Origin of the sequence: Labilibaculum sp. (assembly GCF_041595635.1) — a bacterium.
GTDB lineage: Bacteria > Bacteroidota > Bacteroidia > Bacteroidales > Marinifilaceae > Labilibaculum.
Genome location: NZ_JBFHJW010000001.1, coordinates 1 through 25,495 on the forward strand (window position 1 = coordinate 1; position 25,495 = coordinate 25,495).

25 protein-coding genes and 1 rRNA gene are annotated in these 25,495 nt (G+C 35.2%); 11 read left to right on the forward strand and 15 right to left on the reverse strand.

Going from position 1 to position 25,495, the window contains the following annotated elements; genetic code table 11:
• A 5S ribosomal RNA gene (gene rrf / locus ABYT26_RS00005) occupies nucleotides 1-94 on the forward strand; the annotation flags it as partial.
• A 994-nt stretch (nucleotides 95-1,088) separates the two neighbouring features.
• Here the strand turns inward: rrf and ABYT26_RS00010 are convergent.
• The 5 genes from ABYT26_RS00010 to ABYT26_RS00030 all read right to left on the reverse strand — a co-directional run bounded on the left by ABYT26_RS00010 (nucleotide 1,089) and on the right by ABYT26_RS00030 (nucleotide 4,874).
• The gene (locus ABYT26_RS00010) at nucleotides 1,089-1,226 is read right to left on the reverse strand and encodes a hypothetical protein (protein ID WP_372750816.1); all 138 of its coding nucleotides are present in this window, start codon (nucleotides 1,224-1,226) and stop codon (nucleotides 1,089-1,091) included.
• A gap of 230 nt (nucleotides 1,227-1,456) precedes the next feature.
• Nucleotides 1,457-2,209, reverse strand: a complete 753-nt coding sequence (locus tag ABYT26_RS00015; protein WP_372750817.1) for a LytR/AlgR family response regulator transcription factor — start codon at nucleotides 2,207-2,209, stop codon at nucleotides 1,457-1,459.
• Nucleotides 2,210-2,214: 5 nt separating this feature from the next.
• Nucleotides 2,215-3,003, reverse strand: coding sequence for a hypothetical protein (locus ABYT26_RS00020; RefSeq protein ID WP_372750818.1), 789 nt, complete (start codon nucleotides 3,001-3,003; stop codon nucleotides 2,215-2,217).
• A gap of 179 nt (nucleotides 3,004-3,182) precedes the next feature.
• A complete protein-coding gene (locus ABYT26_RS00025) occupies nucleotides 3,183-3,776 on the reverse strand; it encodes a Fic family protein (RefSeq protein WP_372750958.1) in 594 nt (197 codons plus the stop codon).
• Between the two features lie 696 nt (nucleotides 3,777-4,472).
• Nucleotides 4,473-4,874: a hypothetical protein gene (locus ABYT26_RS00030; protein WP_372750819.1), complete on the reverse strand. Its 402-nt coding sequence runs from the start codon at nucleotides 4,872-4,874 to the stop codon at nucleotides 4,473-4,475.
• A gap of 190 nt (nucleotides 4,875-5,064) precedes the next feature.
• Between ABYT26_RS00030 and ABYT26_RS00035 the strand changes: the two genes are divergently transcribed.
• The 9 genes from ABYT26_RS00035 (at nucleotide 5,065) to ABYT26_RS00075 (ending at nucleotide 15,331) form a co-directional block, all read left to right on the forward strand.
• Nucleotides 5,065-6,591: an N-6 DNA methylase gene (locus ABYT26_RS00035; protein ID WP_372750820.1), complete on the forward strand. Its 1,527-nt coding sequence runs from the start codon at nucleotides 5,065-5,067 to the stop codon at nucleotides 6,589-6,591.
• Entirely contained in the window at nucleotides 6,588-7,763 is a 1,176-nt protein-coding gene (locus tag ABYT26_RS00040) for a restriction endonuclease subunit S (protein WP_372750821.1), read from the forward strand. Before ABYT26_RS00035 ends, ABYT26_RS00040 begins: the two co-directional genes overlap by 4 nt.
• A gap of 151 nt (nucleotides 7,764-7,914) precedes the next feature.
• Nucleotides 7,915-8,262 (forward strand): toxin, encoded by a 348-nt coding sequence (locus ABYT26_RS00045; protein ID WP_372750822.1) that lies wholly within the window; start codon nucleotides 7,915-7,917, stop codon nucleotides 8,260-8,262.
• A 53-nt stretch (nucleotides 8,263-8,315) separates the two neighbouring features.
• The gene (locus ABYT26_RS00050) at nucleotides 8,316-9,299 is read left to right on the forward strand and encodes a type II TA system antitoxin MqsA family protein (RefSeq protein WP_372750823.1); all 984 of its coding nucleotides are present in this window, start codon (nucleotides 8,316-8,318) and stop codon (nucleotides 9,297-9,299) included.
• Nucleotides 9,300-9,414: 115 nt separating this feature from the next.
• Complete coding sequence (locus ABYT26_RS00055; protein WP_372750824.1) at nucleotides 9,415-12,864, forward strand: DEAD/DEAH box helicase family protein; 3,450 nt, start codon at nucleotides 9,415-9,417, stop codon at nucleotides 12,862-12,864.
• Nucleotides 12,865-13,027: 163 nt separating this feature from the next.
• A complete protein-coding gene (locus ABYT26_RS00060; protein ID WP_372750825.1) occupies nucleotides 13,028-13,348 on the forward strand; it encodes a hypothetical protein in 321 nt (106 codons plus the stop codon).
• A 338-nt stretch (nucleotides 13,349-13,686) separates the two neighbouring features.
• Complete coding sequence (locus ABYT26_RS00065; protein ID WP_372750826.1) at nucleotides 13,687-14,151, forward strand: hypothetical protein; 465 nt, start codon at nucleotides 13,687-13,689, stop codon at nucleotides 14,149-14,151.
• Between the two features lie 764 nt (nucleotides 14,152-14,915).
• Complete coding sequence (locus ABYT26_RS00070; protein WP_372750827.1) at nucleotides 14,916-15,116, forward strand: helix-turn-helix transcriptional regulator; 201 nt, start codon at nucleotides 14,916-14,918, stop codon at nucleotides 15,114-15,116.
• Nucleotides 15,117-15,127: 11 nt separating this feature from the next.
• Complete coding sequence (locus ABYT26_RS00075; RefSeq protein WP_372750828.1) at nucleotides 15,128-15,331, forward strand: hypothetical protein; 204 nt, start codon at nucleotides 15,128-15,130, stop codon at nucleotides 15,329-15,331.
• Nucleotides 15,332-15,949: 618 nt separating this feature from the next.
• On the opposite strand, the gene ABYT26_RS00080 is transcribed toward ABYT26_RS00075, so the two are convergent.
• The 10 genes from ABYT26_RS00080 to dnaK all read right to left on the reverse strand — a co-directional run bounded on the left by ABYT26_RS00080 (nucleotide 15,950) and on the right by dnaK (nucleotide 24,122).
• Nucleotides 15,950-16,564, reverse strand: a complete 615-nt coding sequence (locus ABYT26_RS00080; protein WP_372750829.1) for a hypothetical protein — start codon at nucleotides 16,562-16,564, stop codon at nucleotides 15,950-15,952.
• Between the two features lie 12 nt (nucleotides 16,565-16,576).
• The gene (locus ABYT26_RS00085; RefSeq protein ID WP_372750830.1) at nucleotides 16,577-17,485 is read right to left on the reverse strand and encodes a relaxase/mobilization nuclease domain-containing protein; all 909 of its coding nucleotides are present in this window, start codon (nucleotides 17,483-17,485) and stop codon (nucleotides 16,577-16,579) included.
• On the reverse strand, nucleotides 17,475-17,837 hold the full coding sequence (gene mobC / locus ABYT26_RS00090; protein WP_372750831.1) for a plasmid mobilization relaxosome protein MobC: 363 nt from the start codon (nucleotides 17,835-17,837) through the stop codon (nucleotides 17,475-17,477). Before mobC ends, ABYT26_RS00085 begins: the two co-directional genes overlap by 11 nt.
• Before the next feature lie 109 nt (nucleotides 17,838-17,946).
• On the reverse strand, nucleotides 17,947-18,672 hold the full coding sequence (locus ABYT26_RS00095; RefSeq protein WP_372750832.1) for a hypothetical protein: 726 nt from the start codon (nucleotides 18,670-18,672) through the stop codon (nucleotides 17,947-17,949).
• A complete protein-coding gene (locus tag ABYT26_RS00100; protein WP_372750833.1) occupies nucleotides 18,626-19,024 on the reverse strand; it encodes a hypothetical protein in 399 nt (132 codons plus the stop codon). The genes ABYT26_RS00095 and ABYT26_RS00100 overlap by 47 nt, the downstream gene beginning before the upstream one ends.
• Nucleotides 19,021-19,374 carry a helix-turn-helix domain-containing protein gene (locus ABYT26_RS00105; protein WP_372750834.1) on the reverse strand — a complete coding sequence of 118 codons (354 nt, stop codon included), beginning with the start codon at nucleotides 19,372-19,374 and terminating at the stop codon, nucleotides 19,021-19,023. Before ABYT26_RS00105 ends, ABYT26_RS00100 begins: the two co-directional genes overlap by 4 nt.
• 114 nt (nucleotides 19,375-19,488) lie before the next feature.
• Nucleotides 19,489-20,100, reverse strand: coding sequence for a hypothetical protein (locus ABYT26_RS00110; RefSeq protein ID WP_372750835.1), 612 nt, complete (start codon nucleotides 20,098-20,100; stop codon nucleotides 19,489-19,491).
• A gap of 85 nt (nucleotides 20,101-20,185) precedes the next feature.
• Complete coding sequence (locus tag ABYT26_RS00115) at nucleotides 20,186-21,445, reverse strand: site-specific integrase (RefSeq protein ID WP_372750836.1); 1,260 nt, start codon at nucleotides 21,443-21,445, stop codon at nucleotides 20,186-20,188.
• Nucleotides 21,442-22,008, reverse strand: coding sequence for a helix-turn-helix domain-containing protein (locus ABYT26_RS00120; protein ID WP_372750837.1), 567 nt, complete (start codon nucleotides 22,006-22,008; stop codon nucleotides 21,442-21,444). The genes ABYT26_RS00115 and ABYT26_RS00120 overlap by 4 nt, the downstream gene beginning before the upstream one ends.
• Nucleotides 22,009-22,217: 209 nt before the next feature.
• Nucleotides 22,218-24,122, reverse strand: coding sequence for a molecular chaperone DnaK (dnaK, locus tag ABYT26_RS00125; protein WP_372750838.1), 1,905 nt, complete (start codon nucleotides 24,120-24,122; stop codon nucleotides 22,218-22,220).
• A gap of 543 nt (nucleotides 24,123-24,665) precedes the next feature.
• Here dnaK and panB point away from each other — a divergent pair.
• Entirely contained in the window at nucleotides 24,666-25,484 is an 819-nt protein-coding gene (gene panB / locus ABYT26_RS00130) for a 3-methyl-2-oxobutanoate hydroxymethyltransferase (RefSeq protein WP_372750839.1), read from the forward strand.
• Nucleotides 25,485-25,495: the final 11 nt, after the last annotated feature.

Sequence of the window (25,495 nt, forward strand, 5' to 3'; positions counted from 1 at the left end):
CGGGGTTCCACCTCTTCCCATTCCGAACAGAGAAGTTAAGCCCGTTAGCGCCGATGGTACTGCAGAGATGTGGGAGAGTAGGTCGATGCCAACCTTTAAAAGAGTCTTATTCCTTGTGGAGTGAGACTCTTTTTTTTTGCCATGAAGCCATGAGTCATAGTAGGAAAAGATAAGTAACAAAAGTTGGGGCAGAAATAGAACGATTAAGATTTGCCTTACCAATTTATAGTGAATGACTAGCCTAACGAACATTCATTATTCTATTAATTCTTACCCGTAGGCATTCTCGATTATTTTTATAATTGCTGATCATCAAATTGTCGATAGAGAAAATCGGGTTTATTAAAAGCCCTTAAGGATCCTTTTAGTAGAGAAGAATATTTTTCCATCCGGAGATTAAAGCTGCAAGTTTAATGCCGCCAAATCGATGATTATCCGGCGCTAAATATGCTTGTAAAGCTCTGTACTAAGCGCTGACGATGATAAGTAAGCTTACTAATATACAAAAAAAGTGAGTTGTAATTTGAGCTTAGTTGATAGTGGGTGTAGAATCCCCAAACATACGATAATATATTAGGCTCTTTGAGATTGTTTAATGTGCAATTAAGAATGCTTTTCAAAGAAGACTTCAATAAACTAAACGAGATTTTGGAAAATCTTCAAATTGTAGAAAACCATAAAGAAATCATAATTGGAAATTTTATAAGAAACGTTCTGAGTAACTACATGACTTCTTCGAAACTAACCAGCATTGATTATCAGTGCTTTACAATCTTGAGGTATAAGTTTGGTACAGATAATTGCTTTTTATCTTACTGAGCTTCTTGTTATTATACAAATCTATTAAAAAATATTGAGAATGAATTAAACGCTTTAAAAATATCCAATATTGATTAGCTCAATGGAGCAATGACATAAGTTTTCTGTTTCTACTTTTTTGAATAATGATTTAAAGTTATTGATTCAGTAATGTAGATGTATTCTAAAACTATTTTTTTTATTCATTAAAGTCAAATGGTTTATGTCAATTTTGTTGATAACTAAATAGCCGTAACAAAATGATTTTGTTACGGCTATTTTTCTAGATACTATTTCTTAGAGCTCTTAGCTGCAGTACTCGTTGCTCGTGCAGCAAAACTTCCTTTACTAACTTTTCCTCCTGATGATTTAGCTGTTGAAGATTGAATTCTTGCTGCTGCGGTCGATGTCATTTTTGTTTTTCCCATTTTTTGAAATTTTAAAATTATTAATAACTACTTTTAATTAATCATCATTCCTGCTTGATTCATAGACCTCACTGTTAGGATTTAATTGATCAGCATGGTTATCAAGGTCTGCTTGACTGTAATCGTAATCTGAGTCCATAATTTTTAGTATTAAATGTTAGTACTGATTTAATTATGACTCTAAAGTAGTTGCTCTTAAAGCGCAATTTTAAAATATGGGAAAACTGGTATCATTTTCGGGAAAAGTGGTTATTAAGTTCTTCAAAAATAGATTTACAAGACCTTGAAACATTAAATGGCAAATCATTTTTGGTTGTAATTGTTCCAGTAGTTTTAGAGTATTCTTTTATTGAGTTAAGATTTAAAAAAGTTGATTGTGAAATTTTAATAAAGCTTTTCTCTTCGATTTTAAATTCTTTAATAAAAGTACTAATAGAGGAGTTTAATCTGTAACATCCATCAGAAAAGCAAAGAGCAATATTATTTTTTGGGAGGTCTGCTTTAATGGCGCTTACGTCGGATGTTATTGCAATAATATCAGCCGTAGAAATAAGTCTATCAACAGGTTCATGTTGTGGATCGTAAACATTAAATAGTTTTAATCTCAGCGATGAGTTATTGATCTCCGAAAGAAGGTTCAACAAATCAGTTTTGATTACAGGCTTGTCAAGAACTCCAGATATAAGCTGATTGTTTTTGAAGCAAACAGTTCCTCTTTGTTCATAACCAGAAATGAATACAATTTGAACCTCAGGATATTTTTTTTTGATTTCTTGCGCTAACTCGTCACCACGCACAGGAAACATTTCAATATCCAGTAAATAGAGGTTAAAATTATCGTAGCTGCTGTTTTGTAAGTCATTTAATAATCTAGATGAATTTGTTTCAATTTTGGTTAGGGAAACGATCGGACTTTGCTTACAATATCTTTCAATTGATTCGGCTACGATTTCTTCATCATCAACGATTACAACATTGAACATCTATTTTATTTTTTTATCAGTTTAACAATCAATTTACATTCATATCTGCTATTGTTTTCTTTAGCTGATATTTCGTACATGTTTTGATAATACAGGGAGAGTCTTTCTTTAATATTTAACAAGCCCATTCCTTTGTGTGAAGATGAATATTGACTGGTTTTATTCTGAGATATAGGATTGGAAACCTTATAAACCAAATAATCATCATCAGCCATTTTTAAATCAATTGATATTGTATTGTCTTCATCAGATAAACAGCTATGTTTTTTTGCGTTTTCTAATATTTCAGTGAGTATACAGCAACAAATATTGTGTTTTAAGTAAGGTTTAACATTATCATGAAGTACATATTCAATCGTACATTCAGATTTAACTCTAATTTTTACAAACTCCATAAAAATCTTCAGGTGCCTCAATTCGTCTAATAAACTGGAATCAATATTATTGGTTGCATAAGTAAGATGTTTGAATATTGGATAAATTAAATCGATAGATTGAATCGTATTTTTATTGGCTGATGAAATATTTTCCAATCGTTCATTATCATTTTCGCAATCTTCGGCTTTTTCTGCAAAACTTTTTATAATTCCCAGACAATTTTTTACGAAGTGCATGTTCCCTCTTTTCTGCAGTAGTTCGGCTTCCTGTGTTTTAATTTTATCTAGTAACTTTTTACTTGCATTATTGATTTCTTTTAGTTGCTTATTTTGTTTGATATTCTTGTGTACAGAGAAGCCTAAAGCTGTCCCTAATAGTGCAGTTGTACCCAATAATATTTTTTCCTTCTTATTCATAGATCCAAAATTATCGAAATGATTCTATACCTCCTGATACTTCTTAAAATTTTCTGCTGGTTATTTAAATTAAAATATTTAATCTCATTTTTTTGAAACCTATCCAATTGGTTAGAGAATTTTTTTTCTATTTATATGTCAATTTAACAAACTTGGACCACCCATTTGATCATGATCACTTAGTTACCTATTCTTTTTGTTTGCTTTACAACAGCTCCTTTCTCTGACAATTTATATCTCTGCTTACTGCTTTTGGGCTTATCTGGTATTGTCATTTCAATTAAACCAAGTTCAATACTTGGTTGCAAGTAATTGTAAAAAAATGTTGGACGATGTTTTAAGTTTAATAAGGGCATAATTTCCATTGTTGAATAAGTCTTGTCTTCGAGTACTGCTAATAAATTATCAACTTGTTCGGTTATTTGTTTTTCGCCCGATAATTCAATAGGAAAAGTCATTCTCAAAAAGTTATCCGAAAATTTAAAACATTCTTTTCCATAAGATTCCAATATCCTAGGAACACCAGATCCAAGCTGTTTTAGAAGATCAAAATCTTTGTAGATTCTCATAATTTCTTTGTTGCGGGGAACGGAAAATCCTTCAAAAAATTCATCTTGACTTAAACCTTCAGGTAAGCCACCAACCAAAGTAATTTCTATTCTATCTGGGAAAATCTCAAATTTGGGAGGAACTTCCCTCGTAAAATCGTTGTGAACAAATGCATTAATAATCGCTTCACGAAGAGCAACAGCATTCCACCACCCAAGGAAAATACCCTTAGGTGAAAATAATAAATTTTAATTGTTTAGTACTCTAATCATTGGATTTTCATCCATTTGCCAATTCATTAATTTTATTTGCCAGGTTCGAAATGTCCAGTTTTTTAATTCATAAACTGGACATTTTTCATTCATTTGCACTGTTATTACCTAGTTGATATGTTAAGTTTTTTGCGCAAGAAACTTGACAGGTAAATATGTGCTGTATTAATGTTAGACTTGTTGATTAAATTATAATGCTGCCAATACGGTAACTTTAAGTGCGTGAATAGCTTCATAATTTATTCTTGATAGTTTTATTTGATTCAAAAGTCTTGCTTGTGCAATAAGTGTTCATTATAATTGACTGTTCATTGTCAATGAACAGATGATTTTGTTGAACAATCATTAAGACAAATCAAGTTCGAACTCGAGAGGAGATGCTCAACGTCAATATACAAGTCTATTAAAAAACATTTGAGTATGGTAGGTATGTACACCTTATGGACAGTTTTTTTTCTATTGAATTGTACACTGCACACTCAATTTCTAACGAGTCGTTACGACTTAACACGACTCGTCACGAGTGGTATGGTAATGGCATAAAATAAGCCCCTTCACCAAGCAGAGGCTCGATAAACAAAACTTCAATATGTCAGTAAAAGGTTTTGCCTATCAATATCTTAATGGTATATAGAGCAGAAGAGACATCTAGCTAAATAAGCCACATATCTCTGCATATATCATATTTGTCCATTTGCCTGTTTTAAGCATTACTTGGAAATTTATTCCATCGTAATCTATAGTAATGTATATGTTGGAGTGATTTTTTTTCTTACCCCCTAATGCTCCTCCCAATAATAAACCAACGCCTCCAGTTAATACACCTCCAATTACTGCTCCAGCAACTGCTTTACCTGCTGAGCGATCTGACTTTTCATCTAGGTCAATAGCAACAATTTCTTCTGTATCGATTAACATCTTTTTGTTAGTTGTCAGGAAACCACGTTCTTCTAACAGAATGTTTTTATGCTCTTTAACTACTGTCAAATATATTTTGCCTGGATTGGTTAGGTCTGGATGTCCACCAAGGTATTCAACTTCGTATTTCATTTTAACTCCTTTTCATTTTGTTATGCATGTAAATTTAACAAAAAAAGAATATGGAGCATGATCAAGGTTCTTTCAAGTTTTAGGAGGAGTTGAAATCTGATTGATATTCTTCCCCACATTTAGATTGCCTCCTTCATTCCAAAAGACTACTTTTGTTTCTCTCACATTAGATTTATAAAATACGATATATATGCTTACAGGCCCAATAAAAAATGAAGTTGACAAGCTTTGGGAAGCCTTTTGGACAGGTGGAATTGCCAACCCTTTAACAGTGATCGAACAGATTACTTTTCTTTTGTTTATTCGACATCTCGATGAAATTCAGATTAGTAAGGATAACAAAAAGAACCTTTTGGGTATTGAAGATGATAGTCCTGTTTTTCAGAAATCAGAACAAGACTTACGTTGGGGTAACTTTAGCAATAGAGAGCCTGAAACCATGTTTAACCTGTTTACTAAGGTAGATGGTGTTTTCGATCATATGAAAGCCATAGGCAATAAAGATGGTGTATTTGCACAGTTTATGAAAGGAGCAACCTTTATGATTCCTACCCCTAAGTTGCTAGATCAGGTGGTGCAGATGGTTGGAAAGATTAAGATGGACGATCGTGACACAAAGGGTGACTTGTACGAATACCTTTTGGGTAAGATTGCCACAGCAGGTCGTAATGGACAATTTAGAACACCTCGCCATATCATTAAAATGATGGTGGAGTTGATGCAGCCTGGTAAGGAAGAAATTATTTGTGACCCAAGTGCGGGAACAGCTGGCTTTTTGGTTGCTGCAGGTGAATACATGCACGAGCATCATAACGATTGGTTTATGGATCAGTCGTTCTTAAAGCACTATAACAAAGGCATGTTTAATGGAACTGAGTTCGATGCGACGATGATTCGTATTGCGGCCATGAACCTACAATTACATGGTATTGAAGAACCAGACCTAACTTTTAAGGATTCTTTGAGTGAGGCCAATGCTGACCAGAAGGAAAAATACACCATGATTCTTGCCAATCCTCCTTTTAAGGGGAGTTTGGATTACGATGGTGTAGAAGCTTCCTTACTGAAAACAGTGAAGACTAAGAAGACAGAACTGCTCTTCGTGGCTTTGATGCTACGCATGATGAAGACAGGTGGACGTTGTGCTGTGATTATTCCTGATGGTGTTTTATTTGGTTCATCTAAGGCTCACAAACAAATTCGTTCTGAGATCATTGAGAAGCATAAGCTAGAAGCTGTGATCTCTATGCCTTCTGGTGTTTTTAAGCCCTATGCAGGGGTAAGTACTGCTATCCTGATATTTACTAAAACCAACTCAGGTGGAACTGATAAGGTTTGGTTCTACGACATGAAAGCTGATGGTTTCAGTTTGGATGATAAGCGTAACCAATCGGTAGACAAGCTTTTCTCCCCTAATTTAGGGGAGATGTCCGAAGGACAGAGGGGTGAGTTTCATTCCAAATGTAACATGCCTGATATTATCTCACGATATAAGAATTTAGATGCTGAGGGTGATCGTAAGCGAACAGAGCAATCTTTCTTTGTGCCTTTCGATGAAATTAAAGCCAACGATTGGGATTTGTCCATCAATCGATACAAGGAGATTGTTTACGAAGAGGTAAAATACGATGCTCCTGCTGATATTCTTGCTGATATACGACAACTAGATGAGGATAGATCTGAAGCTTTGACCAAATTGGAGGAGATGTTAAGATGAGAGAGATTAAGTTGAAAGATGTATGTTCTCTCATAACATGCGGAGTTGCTAAAAGACCTGAATACGTTAAAGAAGGAATTCCATTTTTGTCATCTAAGAATGTTAAAGAGAATCGTTTTATCCTTTCTGGATATAACAATGTTAGCCTTGAGACACATTTGGAGCTTACAAAAAATAATAAACCTGAAAAAGGCGATATCCTTTATACAAGAGTAGGGTCGTTTGGTGAAGCTGCAGTTGTTGATTTTGATTTTGATTTTTCTGTCTTTGTCAGTTTAACGTTAATTAAACCAGACACTGATATTGTGGATGGTCGATATTTAATGTGGTACTTGAATTCTCCAAAGGTTAGGAGTATTGCTGTTAATAGCACTAAAGGTATTGGTGTTCAGAATTTGAATGTCAGTACAGTTCGAGAATATAAAATCCCCCTTCCTCCACTTCCAGAACAAAAGCGCATAGCTGCCATTTTAGATGAAGCCGATCGTTTGCGCCAAAAGGACAAGCAACTCATCGAAAAATACAATCAGTTGAGCCAATCTGTGTTCTTGGATATGTTTGGGGATCCTGTTTCTAATCCTATGGGGTGGGAGGTTAAAACAATGTCTGAAGTATGCACTAAAATTACTGACGGCACACATCATTCTCCTGAACCACAACAAACAGGGTATCCATACGTAACTGCTAAACATGTAAAACCATTTAGTTTGGAGTTTGATGCTAAGCCTACCTATGTTAATGAAGATGCACATAACGAAATTTACAATAGATGTAAACCTGAATTTGGGGATGTTCTTTACATAAAGGATGGTGCAACAACTGGTATTGCATGTATAAATACATTTAAAGAACCTATTAGTATGCTATCAAGTCTAGCTTTATTAAAATTAGATGCGAATATTAATAATTATTTTTTGTGTTATTGGCTGAATCATGAAGGGATTAAAAACAAGTTAATATCTGAATTTATGTCTGGTGCAGCTATTCAAAGATATACTTTGAAAAAAATAAATTCATTTAAATTAATGGTTCCTGAAACTGCCATTCAAGACCTTTTTGCGGAAAGAGTACAAGCTATAGAGGCACAAAAGTTACAAGCCGATCAAAGCTTAGTCAAGTCAGAGGAATTGTTTAATTCTCTATTGCAGCGAGCCTTTAAGGGGGAGTTGTAAGGAATGAGGAATATTACGATATAGAATACTAGAAGAGCCTTCACAATCATGTGGAGGCTTTTTTTATTTAGGAGTTTGTTGGAAAATCACTATCTTTACTTTAAAGTTGTAAATTAGTGAAACAACGTATAGTTTTGTAACGTTAAAGTAAATGACAGATAAGGAGGAAGTAGAAGCATTTTTAAAATCGTTCCATGAAAAGATGAAGATTTTTGACATTCTTTTCAGGAATGATAGATTGAAGAACTCACAATCATTATTAAACCTTGAGCTTACACCAATTAAGCGAAGAGAAATAATAGAACAATTAATGTGTACGGATTATATTGAAGGGCCAAATCCGGACACATTACACAAAGGACCAGATCTGTGGATTTTTGGAAAGAAAATCAAAAAGAAAGATGTTTACATTAAAATTACAATGGGATTTCCTAATTGCTCAGTCATTTGCATCTCTTTTCATGTTGCCGAACAAACTTTAAAGTATGTCTTTAAGTAAAAGGTCGGCGAATTGCAATTGCCAAAGAACTTAATGCCTAAAAAACCAAAACCATGAAGAGCCCGTTTACAGGAAAAGAAATGAAATTAGTTGTGGAAAAACGTACACAGCAATTTCGAAAAGAAGATTTTGAGATCTATTTTCACTGTTATCAGTGTGAGGATACAGGAGAACAATTTGAAACACAGGAACAATCTGAATTAAATTACAATCAGGTAATTAATTTATTCAGAGCAAAATATCAAATACCATCTACCGAGGAAATTATTCAGATCAGAAAGAAATATGGCGTTTCAGCCAAAATGATGTCACAAATTCTCGGATTTGGAGTGAACATGTATAGTAAATATGAATCGGGAGAAGTTCCTTCTGTTTCTAATGGAACATCAATTCGAATGGCTCAGAATCCTAGTGCTCTTGAATCTTTATTAGGTAGATGCCTAGACCTTGATGAAGATAAAAAAGCAGGTATCTTGAAACGGATACAAAAGTTGAAGGACATTAGAAAAGATGAATGGCTTTCTCGTATCTCAACAGAAATACCTACTTTGAATAATGGGTTTAGAGCTTTTAACTTGGAGAAATTCCAAAATATGATCAAATATTTTGCTGAACGATTGAGTCCTTTTAAAGTAAAAATGAATAAGCTGCTTTTTTATGCAGATTTTGAATGCTTTAGGAGATTTGGAGTTGGAATGAGTGGCGTTGAATATCAAGCTATTAAAATGGGTCCTGTTCCTCATTATTACCAATCACAATTTGACCTCGCGCAACGCAATGGAATGATTGAAATTGATGAGATATTATACTCAAATGGAATGGTGGGAGAGAAATTTGAATCTGTGGGAGACAAATTTAATACTGATTTATTCTCTAAAAATGAATTGGATGTGTTAGAGCATATTTTAGATTTGTTTAAGGACACATCAACTCATGAAATTATTGATATTTCACATAAAGAAACGGCATGGATTGAATGCGAAAAAGAACGGAATTTAATTCCATATTCATACGCATTCGAGTTGATAAATTCTTAGTTTTTAAATTTCAAATTATAAATGGAAGCCTTTACAGTTATGTGGAGGCTTTTTTATTCCTATCTGTATTTAACTAAAAAATTACTACATTCGTTTTGTTAAAACTCACTAATCCATGCAAAGCAACTTCTCTTTCCTTCAAGGCGAATGGGCAACCATTTTTAAGCATGTTCAAAAGGCTGAACAGCGTGTTAAAACAGAACCCATATCAGCCGCATTCTATTGTCGTCTGACCCTTGAGTCAACAGTCAATCAAATTTATCAAGAGAACTTTTTAGATCGTCCTTATAATGCTGATTTATACAGCATGATGAATCAGGATGAGTTTCGTCAGTTGATGGATGTTGATTGTTTTTCTGGTGTGTTTATGCATACCCGAAGGATAGGGAACAGAGCTAGTCATGGTGAGCGTATTGACTCGAAAGAAGCACTGGTTGCCTTGCGTTATCTTTACGATTTTTTAAAGTGGTTTGCTCTTCGTTACAACCTAAGCACACCTACCTTACCCGATCGTTTTGATGAGAATCTTATTCCTAAGGTTGGTGAGAAGGAGCGCAAGCAGAGAGAAATTCAGAAGGAAAATGAACGTTTGCTGAAGGAGTTGGAAGTGTTTAAGCAGCAACAAAAAAAGAAGAGAGAGCAAGAACAGGAGCAGCAGAAAGAGGACAAGAAGTCTTACGAAGAATTTATGGCTGCCAAAGAAGAGAAGATTGCTCAGTTGGAGATACAGCAAAAGAATCGGGATTTTACCCATTTAGTGAAAGAGTTTACCGAAGCCGAAACACGAATTTACCTGATTGATGTTGCGCTAAAGGAAGCTGGATGGGAAACTTTACGTGATGGATATGAATTGGAATATCCTGTAAAGGGAATGCCCATAACAGGCGATAACCCAAAAGGCAATGGCTTTGCCGATTATGTACTTTGGGACGATAACGGATTGCCTTTGGCGGTTATTGAGGCCAAACGAAGCAGTAAATCATCGGAGTATGGAAAGAATCAGGCCAAACTGTATGCCGATTGCCTGGAACAGATGAAAGGGCAACGTCCGATTATTTTCTATGCCAATGGATACGAGAATTACCTTTGGGACGATACCTTTTACAATTCGCGACAGGTTTATGGTTTCTTGACTAAAGAGGAATTGCAATGGCGCATTCAGCAACGCGATAACCGTGAGGATTTGCGTAACTATTCGGTGAACCCACTCATCTCAGATCGATACTATCAGCAGGCAGCATGGAAACGTGTAGCAGAAGATTTTGTGAAGACCTCGCCACTTACCAATACCCTAACCGGAGGCAAAAGAGCAGCCTTGTTGGTGATGGCTACCGGTAGCGGAAAAACGCGAACTGCTGCATCAATAGTAGAAATCCTTTTTAAAGCGAATTGGGTAAGACGTGCACTCTTTTTGGCAGATAGGAATGCCTTGGTTCGTCAGGCAAAAAACAGCTTTGGAGAGCACTTAAAAAGCCTAACATCTATCGACCTAACCAAGGAGAAGGAAGATGATGGTACACGACTTGTTTTTAGTACCTACCAAACCATGATAGGGCGTATTGATAGTGCTCGTAACGATGGCAAGCGTATGTATGGTGTGGGTCATTTCGATTTGATTATTGTGGATGAGGCACATCGTTCGGTTTACAACAAATACAAATCTATTTTCGATTACTTCGATGCGCATGTAATTGGCTTAACGGCTACGCCAAAGGGAGAGATCGATCACAATACTTACAATCTGTTGGGTTGCCCCGATGAGGATCCAACCTTTGAATATGAATTAGAGGCTGCGGTGAATGATGGCTATTTGGTTCCGCCCCGAAAATTTGAATTATCAACTAAGTTTTTGAGAGAAGGGATTCGATATCAGGAGCTTTCAGAGACAGAAAAGAAAAAATACGAAGAGACTTTCCTCGATCAGGAAACAGGTTTGTTCCCCGAAGAGATACGTAATTCGGCTTTATCGAAATGGCTGTTCAACCGAAATACGGTGAATGAAGTTTTGAAAGGTTTGATGGAAAACGGACTCAAAATAGAAGGTGGCGACAAGCTGGGTAGAACCATTGTGTTTGCTGCCAATCAAGATCATGCCGAGTTTATTGTGAAGTGCTTTAACGAACTTTTCCCAGAGTATTCAGGCAGTAATTTTATTGATGTGATTCACAATAAGATTTCCCATTCTCAAAGTCTGATTGATAATTTTTGCGATCAGCATAAAGAATGTATGCCACAAATAGCTGTTTCGGTTGATATGCTAGATACAGGTATTGATGCACCTAGGGTTCTAAACCTTGTGTTTTTTAAGATGGTACGATCTTATTCTAAGTTTTGGCAGATGATTGGTCGTGGTACACGTTTATGCCCTGATGTGTTTGCACCAGGAGAGGATAAAAAAGAATTTTACATTTTCGATACCTGTCAGAACTTTGAGTTTTTCGAAGCCAATCCACAGGGAGCCAATGGTTCGGTTTCCAAGCCGGTTAGTCAGCAAATTTTCGAATCGCGATTGCAAGTCAGCCAGTTATTGGCACAAACAGGCGAGGAAGATAATTTGAGTTTGGCCGCTAAGCATTTGGATATATTACACAAGCAGATTGAATCGTTGGATAGAGATCGTTTTGCGGTTCAGATGCACTTGCGCTATGTAGATGAATTTAAAAAACGAGAGCGATGGAACAACATCAGTAACGATGATATTCATACCATTGAAGAGCATTTAAGCAAATTACCTCTTCCTGAGAAAACCGATGAGTCAGCACGAAGGTTCGACCTGATGACTCTGAAAATGCAGATTGCTTACCTATTGGAACTGTCGAGCAAGAGAGGTTTTGTGAATAAAATGACTCAGATTGCCAATCTTCTGAGTAAGAAATATACCATTCCTCAGGTGGTGCAGCGCAAAGGCTTGATTGAGACCATGCGCGAAGATCATTTTTACAGCGGTTTGCAGCAAAGTAAGTTGGAACAGATTCGCGATGAGGTGAGAGACCTGTTGAAGTATTTGGATGGAAGTGATAAGAAAATTGTTTATTCAGATATTCAGGATAAGGAAACTACGATGAAGGAAGGTTCTGTATCGTATGGATCCTCTAATGAAACCTATAAAAATCGTGTGGAACGATTCATCCGGGAGCATAAAAATCATATTACCATTAGCAAATTAAACACCAACGCACCCATTACCAAGGAAGAGGTTGCCGAATTGGAACGATTGATGTTTAATGGATCGGAATTGGGTTCGAAAGATGATTTTACGAAGAACTATGGAGAGCAACCCTTGGGTAAGTTCATCCGCAGCATTGTTGGTTTGGATGTGAATGCTGCCAAGAGTGCTTTCTCCGACTTCTTAGGCAACGGTCATCTTAATGCTGATCAAATTACTTTCATCAATACAATTATCAACTACTTGGCTGTAAATGGTACTATCGATAAGGCTATGCTCGATAAAGCACCTTTTAACGAAAAGCATCATGAGGGTATCTTTGGCCTCTTCCATGACCCTGATAAAATCAAACGCATTGTTTCTATCATCGATGAGGTGAATGGGAATGTTGTGGCATAGTACTTTTGAATATTTTGAAAAACAGAACTAATGAAAAAACGGTGTTTATTTTTCGACCAAAGGATAATGAATTACTTACTTCTCGCAATGTAAGGTTGAAAAAGGATCATGGGATCTCATCGACCATAACACACTTCTGATTGATACCAAGACAGAGTCACGTATGTTTAAGCATGGATTTGCCGACGATTCTGTACTTGCTCTTAAAGTAGATGGAAAAGCGGAGTATGCTTTTTTGGTAAACGAGAATAAGATCCCAGAGTTTGTCAATTCCATTGAACAAGTGGGGCAGTATCTGGAAATGAAGTATATATCGAAAAGGGATGGGATTTTAGAAGCTGCTAAGTTACAGGTTGTTCAAAATAATGAAGAAGAGAACACAGATATCGAAGATGAAGATGAAGATAAAAGTGAATCTGTTTCATTTTTATTTGCTTGTATTGTAATACTATTGATTTTGGTTTTAGGGTCATTATATTCGTGAGTAAAATACTGTTCTTTTGTGGGAGTTTTGTTTTACTTACTCCGCTCCTGCAGATTTGTAATCTGCGGGTAATGAATTTCGGATTTTTAATCCTTTTTTTGCTTTGCATTGTGCGAAGATGAAATGTGGAAGCCCAAATGGCCGCCGAATCAAAAACGGAATACAATTAAAATACAACCCCGTCAGTGGTTCTCCGCCCTGACGGTGGTAGCAAAACAAAAGACTGTCGATGTATCCCGAAATATAAGACCTAACAGTTTTCTAAAAGCAGTCAGGTCTTTATCTTTGGAGTCTGTTTAAATTTCTTCTATTCAAAACTAAAAAAGGAAGTTCCATATATGCAGAAAATTGATCTTCGTAAAATCTCTTATTCCATTACTTACTATAGCCCCTGTATTGATGTCTATGTCGATTTTGGCAACCGTAAGGTAGTCAAATCTACTTTGAGTAAGGATGAAATTCGGCAAACTGAAAGTCTCTTGTTGAAATCCTTTAAGGCATACAACCGTCGGGTAGAGAAAGATTTTCCCGTCGCTGAAGAACTCTTTTCAAGTTTAGGTAAAATGGAAGACTTTCAGATTGATCCAAAGGATTACTATCGCCAGTATGTGCCTGTTGTAGATGAGCAAGGCAATAAGTTTGTCCATGTACAAGCCATTACAAAGCAGCTGGCTAAATCATCTCCTGAATGGAAGACTGAACTCCTTCAAATTTATGATGGAGGCTCCTGTGTTTTCAGATGTCTAATAAACTTAAGCAAAAACAGGGCAGGAAAAGGTTCTACTTTTGGTTATTTTTTTTAGCTGTCAGATGTTTTGAGACCTAAGATGTTAAATAAATGGGATTTACCACAAATGCGCCCTCCTTCCATATAAAAGCTCTTTCACCCTGCTCCTGCGTTTGTTAACAGCTTAATGAGCTTGTGTACGGTGTAGGTAATAATCTACGGGTAATGAGTTTCGGATTTTTAATCCATAATCGAATTTATTACCAGTTTCATTTCGAATTCTCACTTCATCAGAGGCTCCGAATCACCCACAACAATTAAATCCATATTGGATGTGATAGATTATCGAGTTTATTGTCCAGCAATGCATAAGCGCGAAATATGTTTTTGAATCAACATATCTGTATGTTAGAATTTCGAAAAAAAGTGGATACTCAAAGAATATCCACTTTAATCTTGTTAATTATTGAGTTTAAAATATGTCAGTATTACTTAGCTCATATATAGACGTAATTTACAAAAAAAAAGAAGGAAATAGGAACATGAAATATGGCGTTCCTTCTTCGGGCTGCTGCAAAAAGTCCGCCAGGGCTTCCAAAATCCTCACAATTCCTATTGGGATGGAACAAGTAGTTTTGAATTAATAATCCTCATTATCTGTAATTTTTTACGAACAGAGTTGCAAAGAAATCATCTCCTATAGCACGACGGCCATTTAAACTATACCCGATAAGGTATAATATTCCACTTCATATATGATTTTATACCCGATAAGGTATAATTAGGCAAAATATTGTATATTTATACCCGATAAGGTATAATGGTTTAAATATTGCACATATGGCACTACCCATATTCATAAAAGAAAAAAGGAAGTTGTTAAATTTAACTCAACAAGATCTGGCTGATAAAGCTGGAGTTGGTATTAGGTTTATACGTGATATGGAGCAGGGTAAAATCACATTGAGAATGGATAAAGTCAATCAGGTTCTGAATCTCTTTGGTCAGGAACTTGGCCCCGTACCACAAATAAGGAAATAGAAAAAGGAAATATGGCGTTCCCTCTTCGGACTGCTGCAAAAGTCCGACAGAGGTTTCTATATGGCAATACCAAATTACTCCTGAGATACCAGTTGGTAAATGAGTTCAGCTTATCATTTCTAATCAACTTTTCTCATATACAAATACAATATTTGTATTACAGTAATGGTGGTTACGGTAACGCTGGTTTCGATAAATACAAAAGAGAACTATGAAACGAGCCATCAGATAAGTTTTAATGCACACGTGCATGATTAAATTGGCGACTTCCATCTGACAACAAAATTAAATTATAAACGGATGAAATTTTATAATAGGGAAAAAGAGATTGCTTTACTCAATAAGATTGAGAATAAATCTAGAAGTATCGCACAAATCTTTGGATGACATGTAACTTTTAAACTAATATGATGAGAGCTCCAGTATTTTTTTTGGAGCTTTTTTTTGACTGATTATGAACTCAATTTCAATTACCTGCAGCGGAAATAATTTGTGAATTCCCAAATCTTAAACATCCTTCAATCAATTTAATTCAAATTACAAAAGGAATCGGAATAAATGGGATCGTGGGCTGATGGCAAATTAAAGCACAAGTGTTTTTACCGCTTATTTGCAATGAATTTTCCATTCGAAGAATGAGAATGGAGTATTCATGCAAAAGAGAAAAATTATTCACAAAAACTCTTGTGCAATGATTTGTTGCCTTTATGCCGAAGTCTTTTTTAACCGCAGGCTTGTTTGAATTCAATTGAACATCTTTGTTGTTGATTTGGGATTACATTAAACTAAAAATACTATTGATAGCCTTTTTATTTCTGGTGAATTTGATGTTTTCAATAGTACCAGTTTGTCTTTAAAAACAACTCTTTTTTAGCTTTTGATTCGTATTCTTCCACATTCTTGCGGATGTTATTTATTGATTCTTCATCTCTGTTGATATGAAATATTGTTTCGATATTTTGCAAGCTAGTTGAATCTATACTATGGATTGAATTAATATATCTGAATTTTAAATCATTGTCAGTCAGTCTTGTGTTTTTAATTGTTATTATAATTACACAAAATAGGAGTGATGCTACAATGATAATTGAGCTGATTTTCCAAAGTTTAAGATTATTAATTAGAGTATCTTTTTTCCAAATTTTAGGATGACATTTCTCTTTTTGAAAATTAGATTGTAAATCACTAATTCGCTCTAAAAGTTCTTTGTTAGAGTCTTTAAGTTGCGGAAGAATCTGTTGAAATTCTTTTTGAGTACAATGAATTATGATTTTTTGCATCAAAACTAAAAGATCATTTGTTGTAATTGTTTTATCTTTTTTTTCTGTTTCAGCAGGAGATTCAGCTTGGGCTGGAGAGATGTTTTGTTGCTCTAATTTTTTCTCAATAACAGAAACCTTCTTTTTGATTTCTTCAAACATGGCGCTAATAAAACTATTGTCATTCATATCTAATGATTTTTATCTTCTAAAACCTTTTTTCCTTTTTTTTCGCTTTTGTAATTTTTGTTTTAATAAACCGGCATCATATTCATTATTTACAGTTGTATTCAGGGTGTTGACTAAATCTTTCAATAAAATATGTTTTGATGTTGTGTTTGTCTTGTTTTGATAACTTGGTTTTGTTTGCAGATTCAATGACCATTCGTTTTGTTGCAGGCGGAAATTAATTTTGGAATAACTAAACGATCTGTCAACCTTAGAGCCATTGAATTTATAACCGTTTTTACTAAAGAGAACTCCCTGAATTTTGTTTGTGCTTCCATTTTTTCTCAGTTCAATGCTAATTTCTGATTTCCAAAGTTCACTTTCTAGATCTAACCAATTTCTTGATTTAGAAATTGCAGACTGAAGAGTTCGATAGATTTCATATTTGGTTTTATCAGGTTCCCTTAGCCGGTATTCTTTTACATTCTCTTTCCCTGAAGCAATATATAAACCGTACCTTTTCGTCAGTTCAATACAAATTTTGGTGTTGCGCAGCTTTTCTTTTTTATCAGAGATTCGATTCCCATTATTATCAATACGGTTAATTATTAAGTGTATGTGTGGATGCTCAGTATCAAAGTGACGAACAATAATGTATTGTGTATTTTCATATCCCATTTTTTTAAGATATTTCTGAGCCATATCAGTCATGAATTGATCCGTTAAACGGGCTTTGTCTTGTGCTGAAAAATCAAGTGAGATATGTGCTACTGGTTTCGATATATTTGGTTTCATTTTACTTTGTGTGATGAAACTTTGAATGATTGATGCCTTATCTTTTAAGCGAACACCTTTCCCATAAAGCAGGCTAGCATCTTTTTTTTCCAGAACATAGTTTATAGCTCCCTTAAAACCGCTTCCCTGAACAATTTTAGCAATCATTTTCAATTCGTTTAATTAATCTATCCAAGTTTTTAGTCATGTTAATGCATTCACTATGTATATTTGAATAGCCTACAGTATTTGCTGTACGAGCAATTTGATTTATATTGTTTGCCATACCGCAAAGCTTACGAATGTATCCCATTAATTGAGGCGTAAGCCTTTGTTTTACCACAGAGGAACAAATACACCGCCGAATAAATTCGCTATGGTTAATCCCTGCAAAATTGGCTTTGGCCTTCAGTGTATAAAATTCTTCTGTCGCCATTTTAACAGTTACTTTATAGTTCTTTTTTTCAGATAGACTTTTGCTTGGGCGGCCATTTGTATTTCTAATTTTTATTCTTTTCATATCTGTTAGATTTATGAGACCGGCGGGATGTTTTGCCTCGAAGAGCAAGGTTTTGGTCAGACCAAAACACAAACTTGCTCCTCAGAAAAACTGTAGGTGTCCTGAAATCTTAAATTCTCCTGCTTTCACCATGCAAAGTGATGAAGTTGAACATCATTCTCAAACGGTCACCGATCATGCTGCCATAAAATTCATCAGTCGAAAGCGTATTCAGAGTAAAATTTGAAGTGCCATGAGTTAGAGTTCCAAAATCACTTCTCAGACTCAATAATTCGGATATGGGACGAATAATATTTCCATAATCCTGAACTGTTTTTGATTCACGTCCAAATTCATCAATAATTATTGGACGACGAGTAAAATGACTGGCAGATTTTTTCCGGATCTGTTCTTGTAATTCTATAGATTTGATAAACAAAAGCAGGGGATAGTTGAGACAGTACTTTCTTATAATATGATTGTGAAGCATGGAATAAGTTTCAAGAAGTATGGTTTTTCCACATCCATATTTTCCTTGCAGTAAAATTCCTTTGTTTAAATTTCCTGCAAAAGCAGTATTATTGGTTGAGTAATAGTGAAGTTGCTGTATTGCTGGTTCGTTGTTTTTATCGATAACAAAGCTTCTGTTTTGGTGTCGTTTCTGTAAGCAAGCAGTTCCGAACATGACAAACAAGTTTCGAAATTCGGAATACTTGAATGGCAGAAGGAAGCGTCGTTGCCGAATTTTATTCTTTTCATCAGCAATAATTTCTTTAGCATCATTTTGTAATGCTTCAATAGAACCCTGTCTAATCGAAATCGCTTCCTGTGTGGACAAATCCCTTTTTCTTTCCATTTGAATTCATCTTTAAGTTTTTATCTATAGTCTTATTATTAATATAGTAGGGCGAGGATTTAAGTTTGGGTTTAGGTGTCAGAATCTGATACTTAGTTTTAACCCTATAACCACCCCCAGGAATATAGTTTAGCAGTTCAGCATCTTTCAATCTTTCTCGGGCAGATTTCAACACTTGTAGTGATATATTGACATTAGCTGCCATACGTTTGTCTGCAAATTCAATCCACTTTGCCCAAAAAGAACGGTTTGCTAAATGAATCAGGAAAAAGTACAAACGAGTTTCATTTCCGGTAAAATTCTTCTGTTCATCTACTCGCCAAAAATGGTTTAATAATTCAAACAGATTCATCTTCGGATACCTTTAGACCGTTTCCTGAATTCTATTTTTGCCTCATTTTCAATTTCTATCATCGTTTTCTTTTTTCCCTTAGTGATCCATTTCAATAGTTCATCTTCAAAAAAGTATAGTTTTTTTCCATTCTTGTAGCAGGGGATCTGGCGCTTTTGAACCATTGAATAAATGGTTTGTTTTGCTTTGCCAATGATATGACTGGCTTCATCAATCCCAACAGGGATACGTCTTTTTGGAGTAATAGGAGTCTGACTCTTCTCAATAAGAAGTTTTAGTTTTTCTACTTCATCTACCAGGTGAGCAATGGCTTTCGGTAAATTGTCAAAAGAAATTTCATCTGTATTCATAACGATTGTTGTTTATGGTTATGATGCAAATGAAACATGTGTTTTTACTGTGTTTCAGTACACAGAGAAAAACACAATAAAAACACAAAAAATAGTAATGAATGTTTGTTGTTATTATTCCCTAAGGACTTTTCTGATTTTGATGATTCCTTTTTGTTCATCATCTTTCAGATGACTTTTTATGGTATAAATCTCCACTTCTTTTAGCTGATTTTCAAATACAGTTTTAAGGAAAGAAGAAACCTCTTCTTGTTTTCCTACCTTAAAATGTTTCCAGATATTCCATCCAAAATGGTAGAAGTCAAGGTTTGATAAACCATCTATTATTAGTGGTTTTATATCTTGTAAAGAATGCTTTTCTGCATACAAAGTTACATATTTGCAAAGTAAATCCAGATCTTCATCAGAGCAGTAAGCAGCAAATTCTTTTTGGATATATTTAATGGCAATTTTCTTTTTAATTTGGGAATTCTGATCATTCAGTTTTTGTTGTTCAATTCTTATTTTTTCAAGATTCTTCGAAATATTTGAATTCTTATTGGATAGAATTATTGATTCCTTTTTCCGAAAAAATAAGTTGACAATAGCAGAGTAAAGACTATCAAGGAAGATGGCAATTAAAACATAGGCTATAATTCCTAAGAGTATAAAAATCCAAAATATTGTATTGGCAGTAAAGCTATCTGTACCAATATTAATTACAAATATTCTCGCAACACTTCCCAATATTAGGCAACCGAATAGGACCAAAGAGAATATAAGGATATGTTCGAGATATTTTGGATGCATCCTTAAATATAAACAATAATAACTAAAGGTTTATATTTTCGATACCATCTAATTTTATTGCCTGTGTTGCTTTGTTTTTCTTTTCGTCTATTACTTTGGCGTAAACCTGTGTTGTTTTCACATTTGTGTGGCCAAGCATTTTACTTACAGTGTAGATGTCAGTTCCATTGCTTAATTGTAAGGTGGCAAATGTATGACGAAAGCAATGAAAAGTGATTTTCTTTTTAATTCCTGCAGCTTTTATCCAATTTTTGAGAGGTCGAGAAATCCAGGAAGGATCAGGCAAATCTTCGAAAATAAATTTATTGGGTCGTCCGGGTTTCCCGCACAGTTGTAGAGCTTGTTCTGATATAGGCATGTACTCAACACCTTTCGTTTTTTGTTGGGTAAAATGAAGTCTTGCTTGTTTCTCTTCTATGCTAATTTCTCTCCACCTGAGGTTTTGAATATCAATATGCCTTAATCCGGTAAGAGCAGAGAATAGAGCAGCTCTTTTAAGAACATCTCGCTCGCAGGGAGTTGCAACAAGTTTATTTAGTTCTTTTATAGTTAAATATTCACGACGAGACTCCTGATCTTGAATCCCTTTAATTTTAGCAGATAAATCGTTTTCCAGATATCCTTCAATAAAGGCTTGTTTAAGGGCTGCTTTGAATACTGAAAAATAGGTTGCAGCAGTATTATGAGAGATAGTTCCGTTTTTAAAGCCTCCCATTGGTGCTGTGAAAAGGAAAAGTCTAAAGTCTTCAGCTGTAGCAATATTTAATTGCGAGAACAAAATAATATCTCCTGCAAATATTTGTAGAAGTTCATGGGTACGTTGCCAATTAACCTGAATGGATTTGGAACTATTGGCATGACGTTTAAAAATTAGTTTTTCAAAATATTCAACGAAGTTATGTTGTGATCGTTCTTTCTGCTCAGCTCTTGCACTTTCTGTATCATTATATAAATCTGCATGGTCATATTCTCGCTGGCGTAGTTTTCGAACACCATCTGCGTACAATATACTTTCTGTATCAATTTCGCTGCGGCATATAATTATGCCATTGTCGTCTCGCTTGGGTTTGTATGTTTTTTTACCATCGGGATTGGTTCGGGCAATCCTCTTTTTATCCCATTCAACGGTAGTAACATTTCTGTTCAGATATTCCCGAATACGTTGAGGCTTTGTTTTGCCTGGTACAAGTACCGGGTAACTTTCTAAATAAATATACCATTCTTCTCGATCATCTGCTTTGCGAAGCCTAACTGTTACTTTTGTTTTTGAAAGTTGTTTCATGAAGATGAATTTTTCTTGCCCTTGTAAATATTATCTATTTCAGATTTAGGAGCATAAACATATTTTCCAATTTGACGAATAGGAATTGAAAACTTCCGAATGTGTTTATAGACTGAACTATCGGATATTCCAAATTTTTTAGAGATTTCACCAATTGTATAACAATCTTCAGGTTCAAGACGATATAGTTTTACTGTTGGCGATTTATTTTCTTCAAACGTATCTTTTCGAAAAGAAAACATTTTTTCCAAGATAGAACGATCTATTCGAATTAGGCGAGTACCTAAATTGATCGCAGGGATTGTTCCTTGACGTATATGTCTGTAAAGTGTGCTTTTCGTTACTCCAAAAAGATTGATTGCTTCACGCACAGAAAGGTATTTACGATTATCTGGAATTTTATTAGCAATAGCTTCTAATTGTTCTTTCTTTTTGAGTTGAGCTTTTCTTTTTCTATAGGCAATATTAGTACAGTTCCTTGAGCAATGAATAGAATTTACTGTTTTTGGAGTAAATGATTTTCCACAGATAGCACATTGTTTTTGAATTTTCGTAGTTGTCATTTCGTCATCGTTTAAGTGCCACAATTTTTATTAAGTACTCATAAGTGCCATTTCATCACTAATTAAGTTCCGGTATTATTATGGTACAAATATAGCTCAAAATATAGTAAAAATCCAATATTTTTAAAAAGTGAATAAAAAGAAAAACCCCAGTAAAACATTGTTTTACTGGGGTTTAGTTATTTTTGACTATTGTCTATAATAGTAGCTTACTTAACTTCTTCGAAATCTACATCAGTAACTTCGTCATCTTTTTTTGCATCCGCAGTAGCGTGAGCTTCTCCACCAGGTTGACCTGCTTGGGCATCTTGTGCCTGAGCATTGTACATTTCCTGAGATGCAGCTTGGAATACAGTGTTTAATTCTTCAACCGCAGCATTACATGCATCAACATCCTGAGCTTTGTGAGCTTCTTTTAACTTGGTTAAAGCAGTTTCGATAGGTTGCTTTTTGTCAGCTGGAAGTTTATCGCCGATTTCTTTCAACTGTTTTTCAGTTTGGAAAATCATGCTGTCAGCTTTGTTCAAAGCATCTACTTTTTCTTTTGCTTGGTTATCGGCTGCCTCATTGGCTTTAGCTTCTTCTCTCATTCTTTGGATTTCTGAATCAGATAATCCTGAAGATGCCTCGATACGAATATTTTGCTCTTTTCCTGTTCCTTTGTCTTTTGCAGATACATTTAAGATACCATTCGCATCAATATCAAAAGTAACTTCGATTTGAGGAATTCCACGAGGTGCTGGTGGAATGCTATCCAAATGGAAACGACCAATTGTTTTGTTACCATTTGCCATTGGACGCTCACCCTGAAGAATATGAATTTCTACAGAAGGCTGATTATCAGCAGCAGTTGTAAAAGTTTCAGTTTTCTTAGTAGGAATCGTAGTGTTCGACTCAATTAATTTAGTCATAACGCTACCCATTGTTTCAATACCCAAAGAAAGAGGAGTAACATCCAAAAGAAGTACATCTTTTACCTCACCGGTAAGAACACCACCTTGAATTGCAGCACCAACTGCAACAACTTCATCAGGATTAACACCTTTCGAAGGAGTTTTTCCGAAGAAATCTTGAACGATATTTTGAATTGCTGGAATACGAGTCGAACCACCTACTAAAATTACTTCGTTGATATCTGAAGTAGAAACTCCTGCATCTTTCAACGCCAATTTACATGGCTCAAGAACTGCTTGAATTAGTTTATCAGACAATTGCTCGAATTGAGCACGTGATAATGACTTAACAAGGTGTTTGGGAATCCCGTCAACTGGCATAATATAAGGCAAGTTGATTTCTGTGCTAGTAGAACTAGAAAGCTCAACTTTTGCTTTTTCGGCAGCTTCTTTTAAACGTTGAAGAGCCATAGGATCTTTACGTAGATCGATGTTTTCATCTTTTAAGAATTCATCAGCCAACCAGTCGATAATTACTTGATCGAAATCATCACCACCAAGGTGAGTATCACCGTTAGTAGATTTAACTTCGAATACACCGTCGCCTAACTCCAAAACAGAGATATCGAAAGTACCACCACCAAGGTCAAAAACAGCAATTTTCATGTCCTGATCTTTCTTGTCAAGACCATAGGCTAAAGATGCCGCTGTTGGCTCGTTGATAATTCTTTTTACTGTAAGACCAGCAATTTCTCCAGCTTCTTTAGTAGCTTGACGTTGTGCATCGTTAAAGTAAGCAGGAACGGTAATAACCGCTTCAGTTACCTCTTGTCCTAGATAATCTTCAGCAGTTTTCTTCATTTTTTGAAGAACCATAGCTGAGATTTCTTGTGGTGAATATTTACGATCATCGATCTCAACACGTGGAGTGTTGTTATCTCCTTTGATTACTTTATAAGGAACACGACCAATTTCTTTTGTTACTTTGTCGTAGCTTTCTCCCATAAACCTTTTGATAGAAGAAATTGTTTTTGTTGGATTTGTAATAGCCTGACGTTTTGCAGGATCCCCAACTTTTCTTTCCCCATTTTCTATAAAAGCAACAATTGATGGTGTTGTTCTTTTACCTTCGCTATTAGGAATAACAACAGGCTCGTTACCCTCCATTACAGAAACACAAGAGTTGGTTGTTCCTAAGTCAATTCCAATTATTTTACCCATTTTTAGTATTTATTTAATGTTCTAAATTGTATTAATTGTTTGGGATGTTTATTTCATCCGCCCTCAAATTATCAAAGCCTGTGCCATTAGTTATTTTGCCAAAAGAGGTGTTATTCTGGCATTGGAAGTAATTTTTTTTGGATTTGTATGACATGCTTTCTGCCAAAAAGACAGAATTTCATCATTCTGACTTTCTTTGAAGAAGAGAAATTCAGATGCACCGAGGACAGCGTAAAAAGAATACATTCAAGCTCATGCTAAAATTGCTAACAGCTTGTTTCCTTTCTTCTTGTCGCTTATGTCTTATTTTATACCTTTGCAATTTAGTAGTAAGGACTAAGAATAATATTTTATTGACGAGATACATCGCAAATGTTTTCTTTTACAAAGGAAATTATTTGTTGAGTTTTCGTTCAGATTATTAGATAACCATATTAATTGTATATTTCAATGTGAGAGCTTAGGATCTAGTTCAAGCTAAGTTTATTGACCTAATGATGATTCGACTTACATGGGTATTGTTAAGATTAAAATTTTAAAAAAATGTCAATCCATAAAGCGTCGGCTAAGAGAGTTACGACACATGTACTTTCAGAAATGAAATTGAAGGGTGAGAAAATATCAATGCTTACTTCCTATGATTTTTCCATGGCAACCATTGTTGATAGAGCTGGAATAGATGTGATTCTGGTTGGTGATTCAGCCTCTAATGTAATGGCCGGACACGAAACAACTTTGCCAATTACATTGGATCAAATGATTTATCATGGTGCATCGGTTGTTAGAGCTGTGCAGAGAGCTTTGGTGGTTGTCGATCTTCCTTTTGGAACCTATCAGGGTAACTCAAAAGAAGCCTTGAACTCTTCTATTCGTATTATGAAAGAAGCTAGTGCCGATGCAGTTAAATTAGAAGGCGGTCGTGAAGTTCTGGAATCAGTAAATCGTATTCTTTCTGCTGGAATCCCAGTAATGGGACATTTAGGTTTAACACCACAGTCGATTCATAAGTTTGGAACCTATGCCGTTCGTGCCAAAGAGGAAGAAGAGGCACAAAAATTAGTCGAAGATGCTATCATGTTGGAAGAAGCAGGTTGTTTTGCTCTTGTTTTGGAAAAAATTCCTGCTTCTTTAGCTGCTAAAGTAGCCAAAAGCGTTAGCATTCCAGTGATTGGAATTGGTGCTGGTGGCGGTGTTGATGGTCAGGTTTTAGTCCTGCACGATATGTTAGGCATCACTCAGGAATTTTCTCCTCGTTTCTTGCGTCGATATCATAATTTATTCGCGGAAATACAAGGAGCTGTAGAAACCTATATCGGGGATGTGAAATCAAAAGATTTCCCGAACGAAAGAGAACAATACTAATTCATAATTAT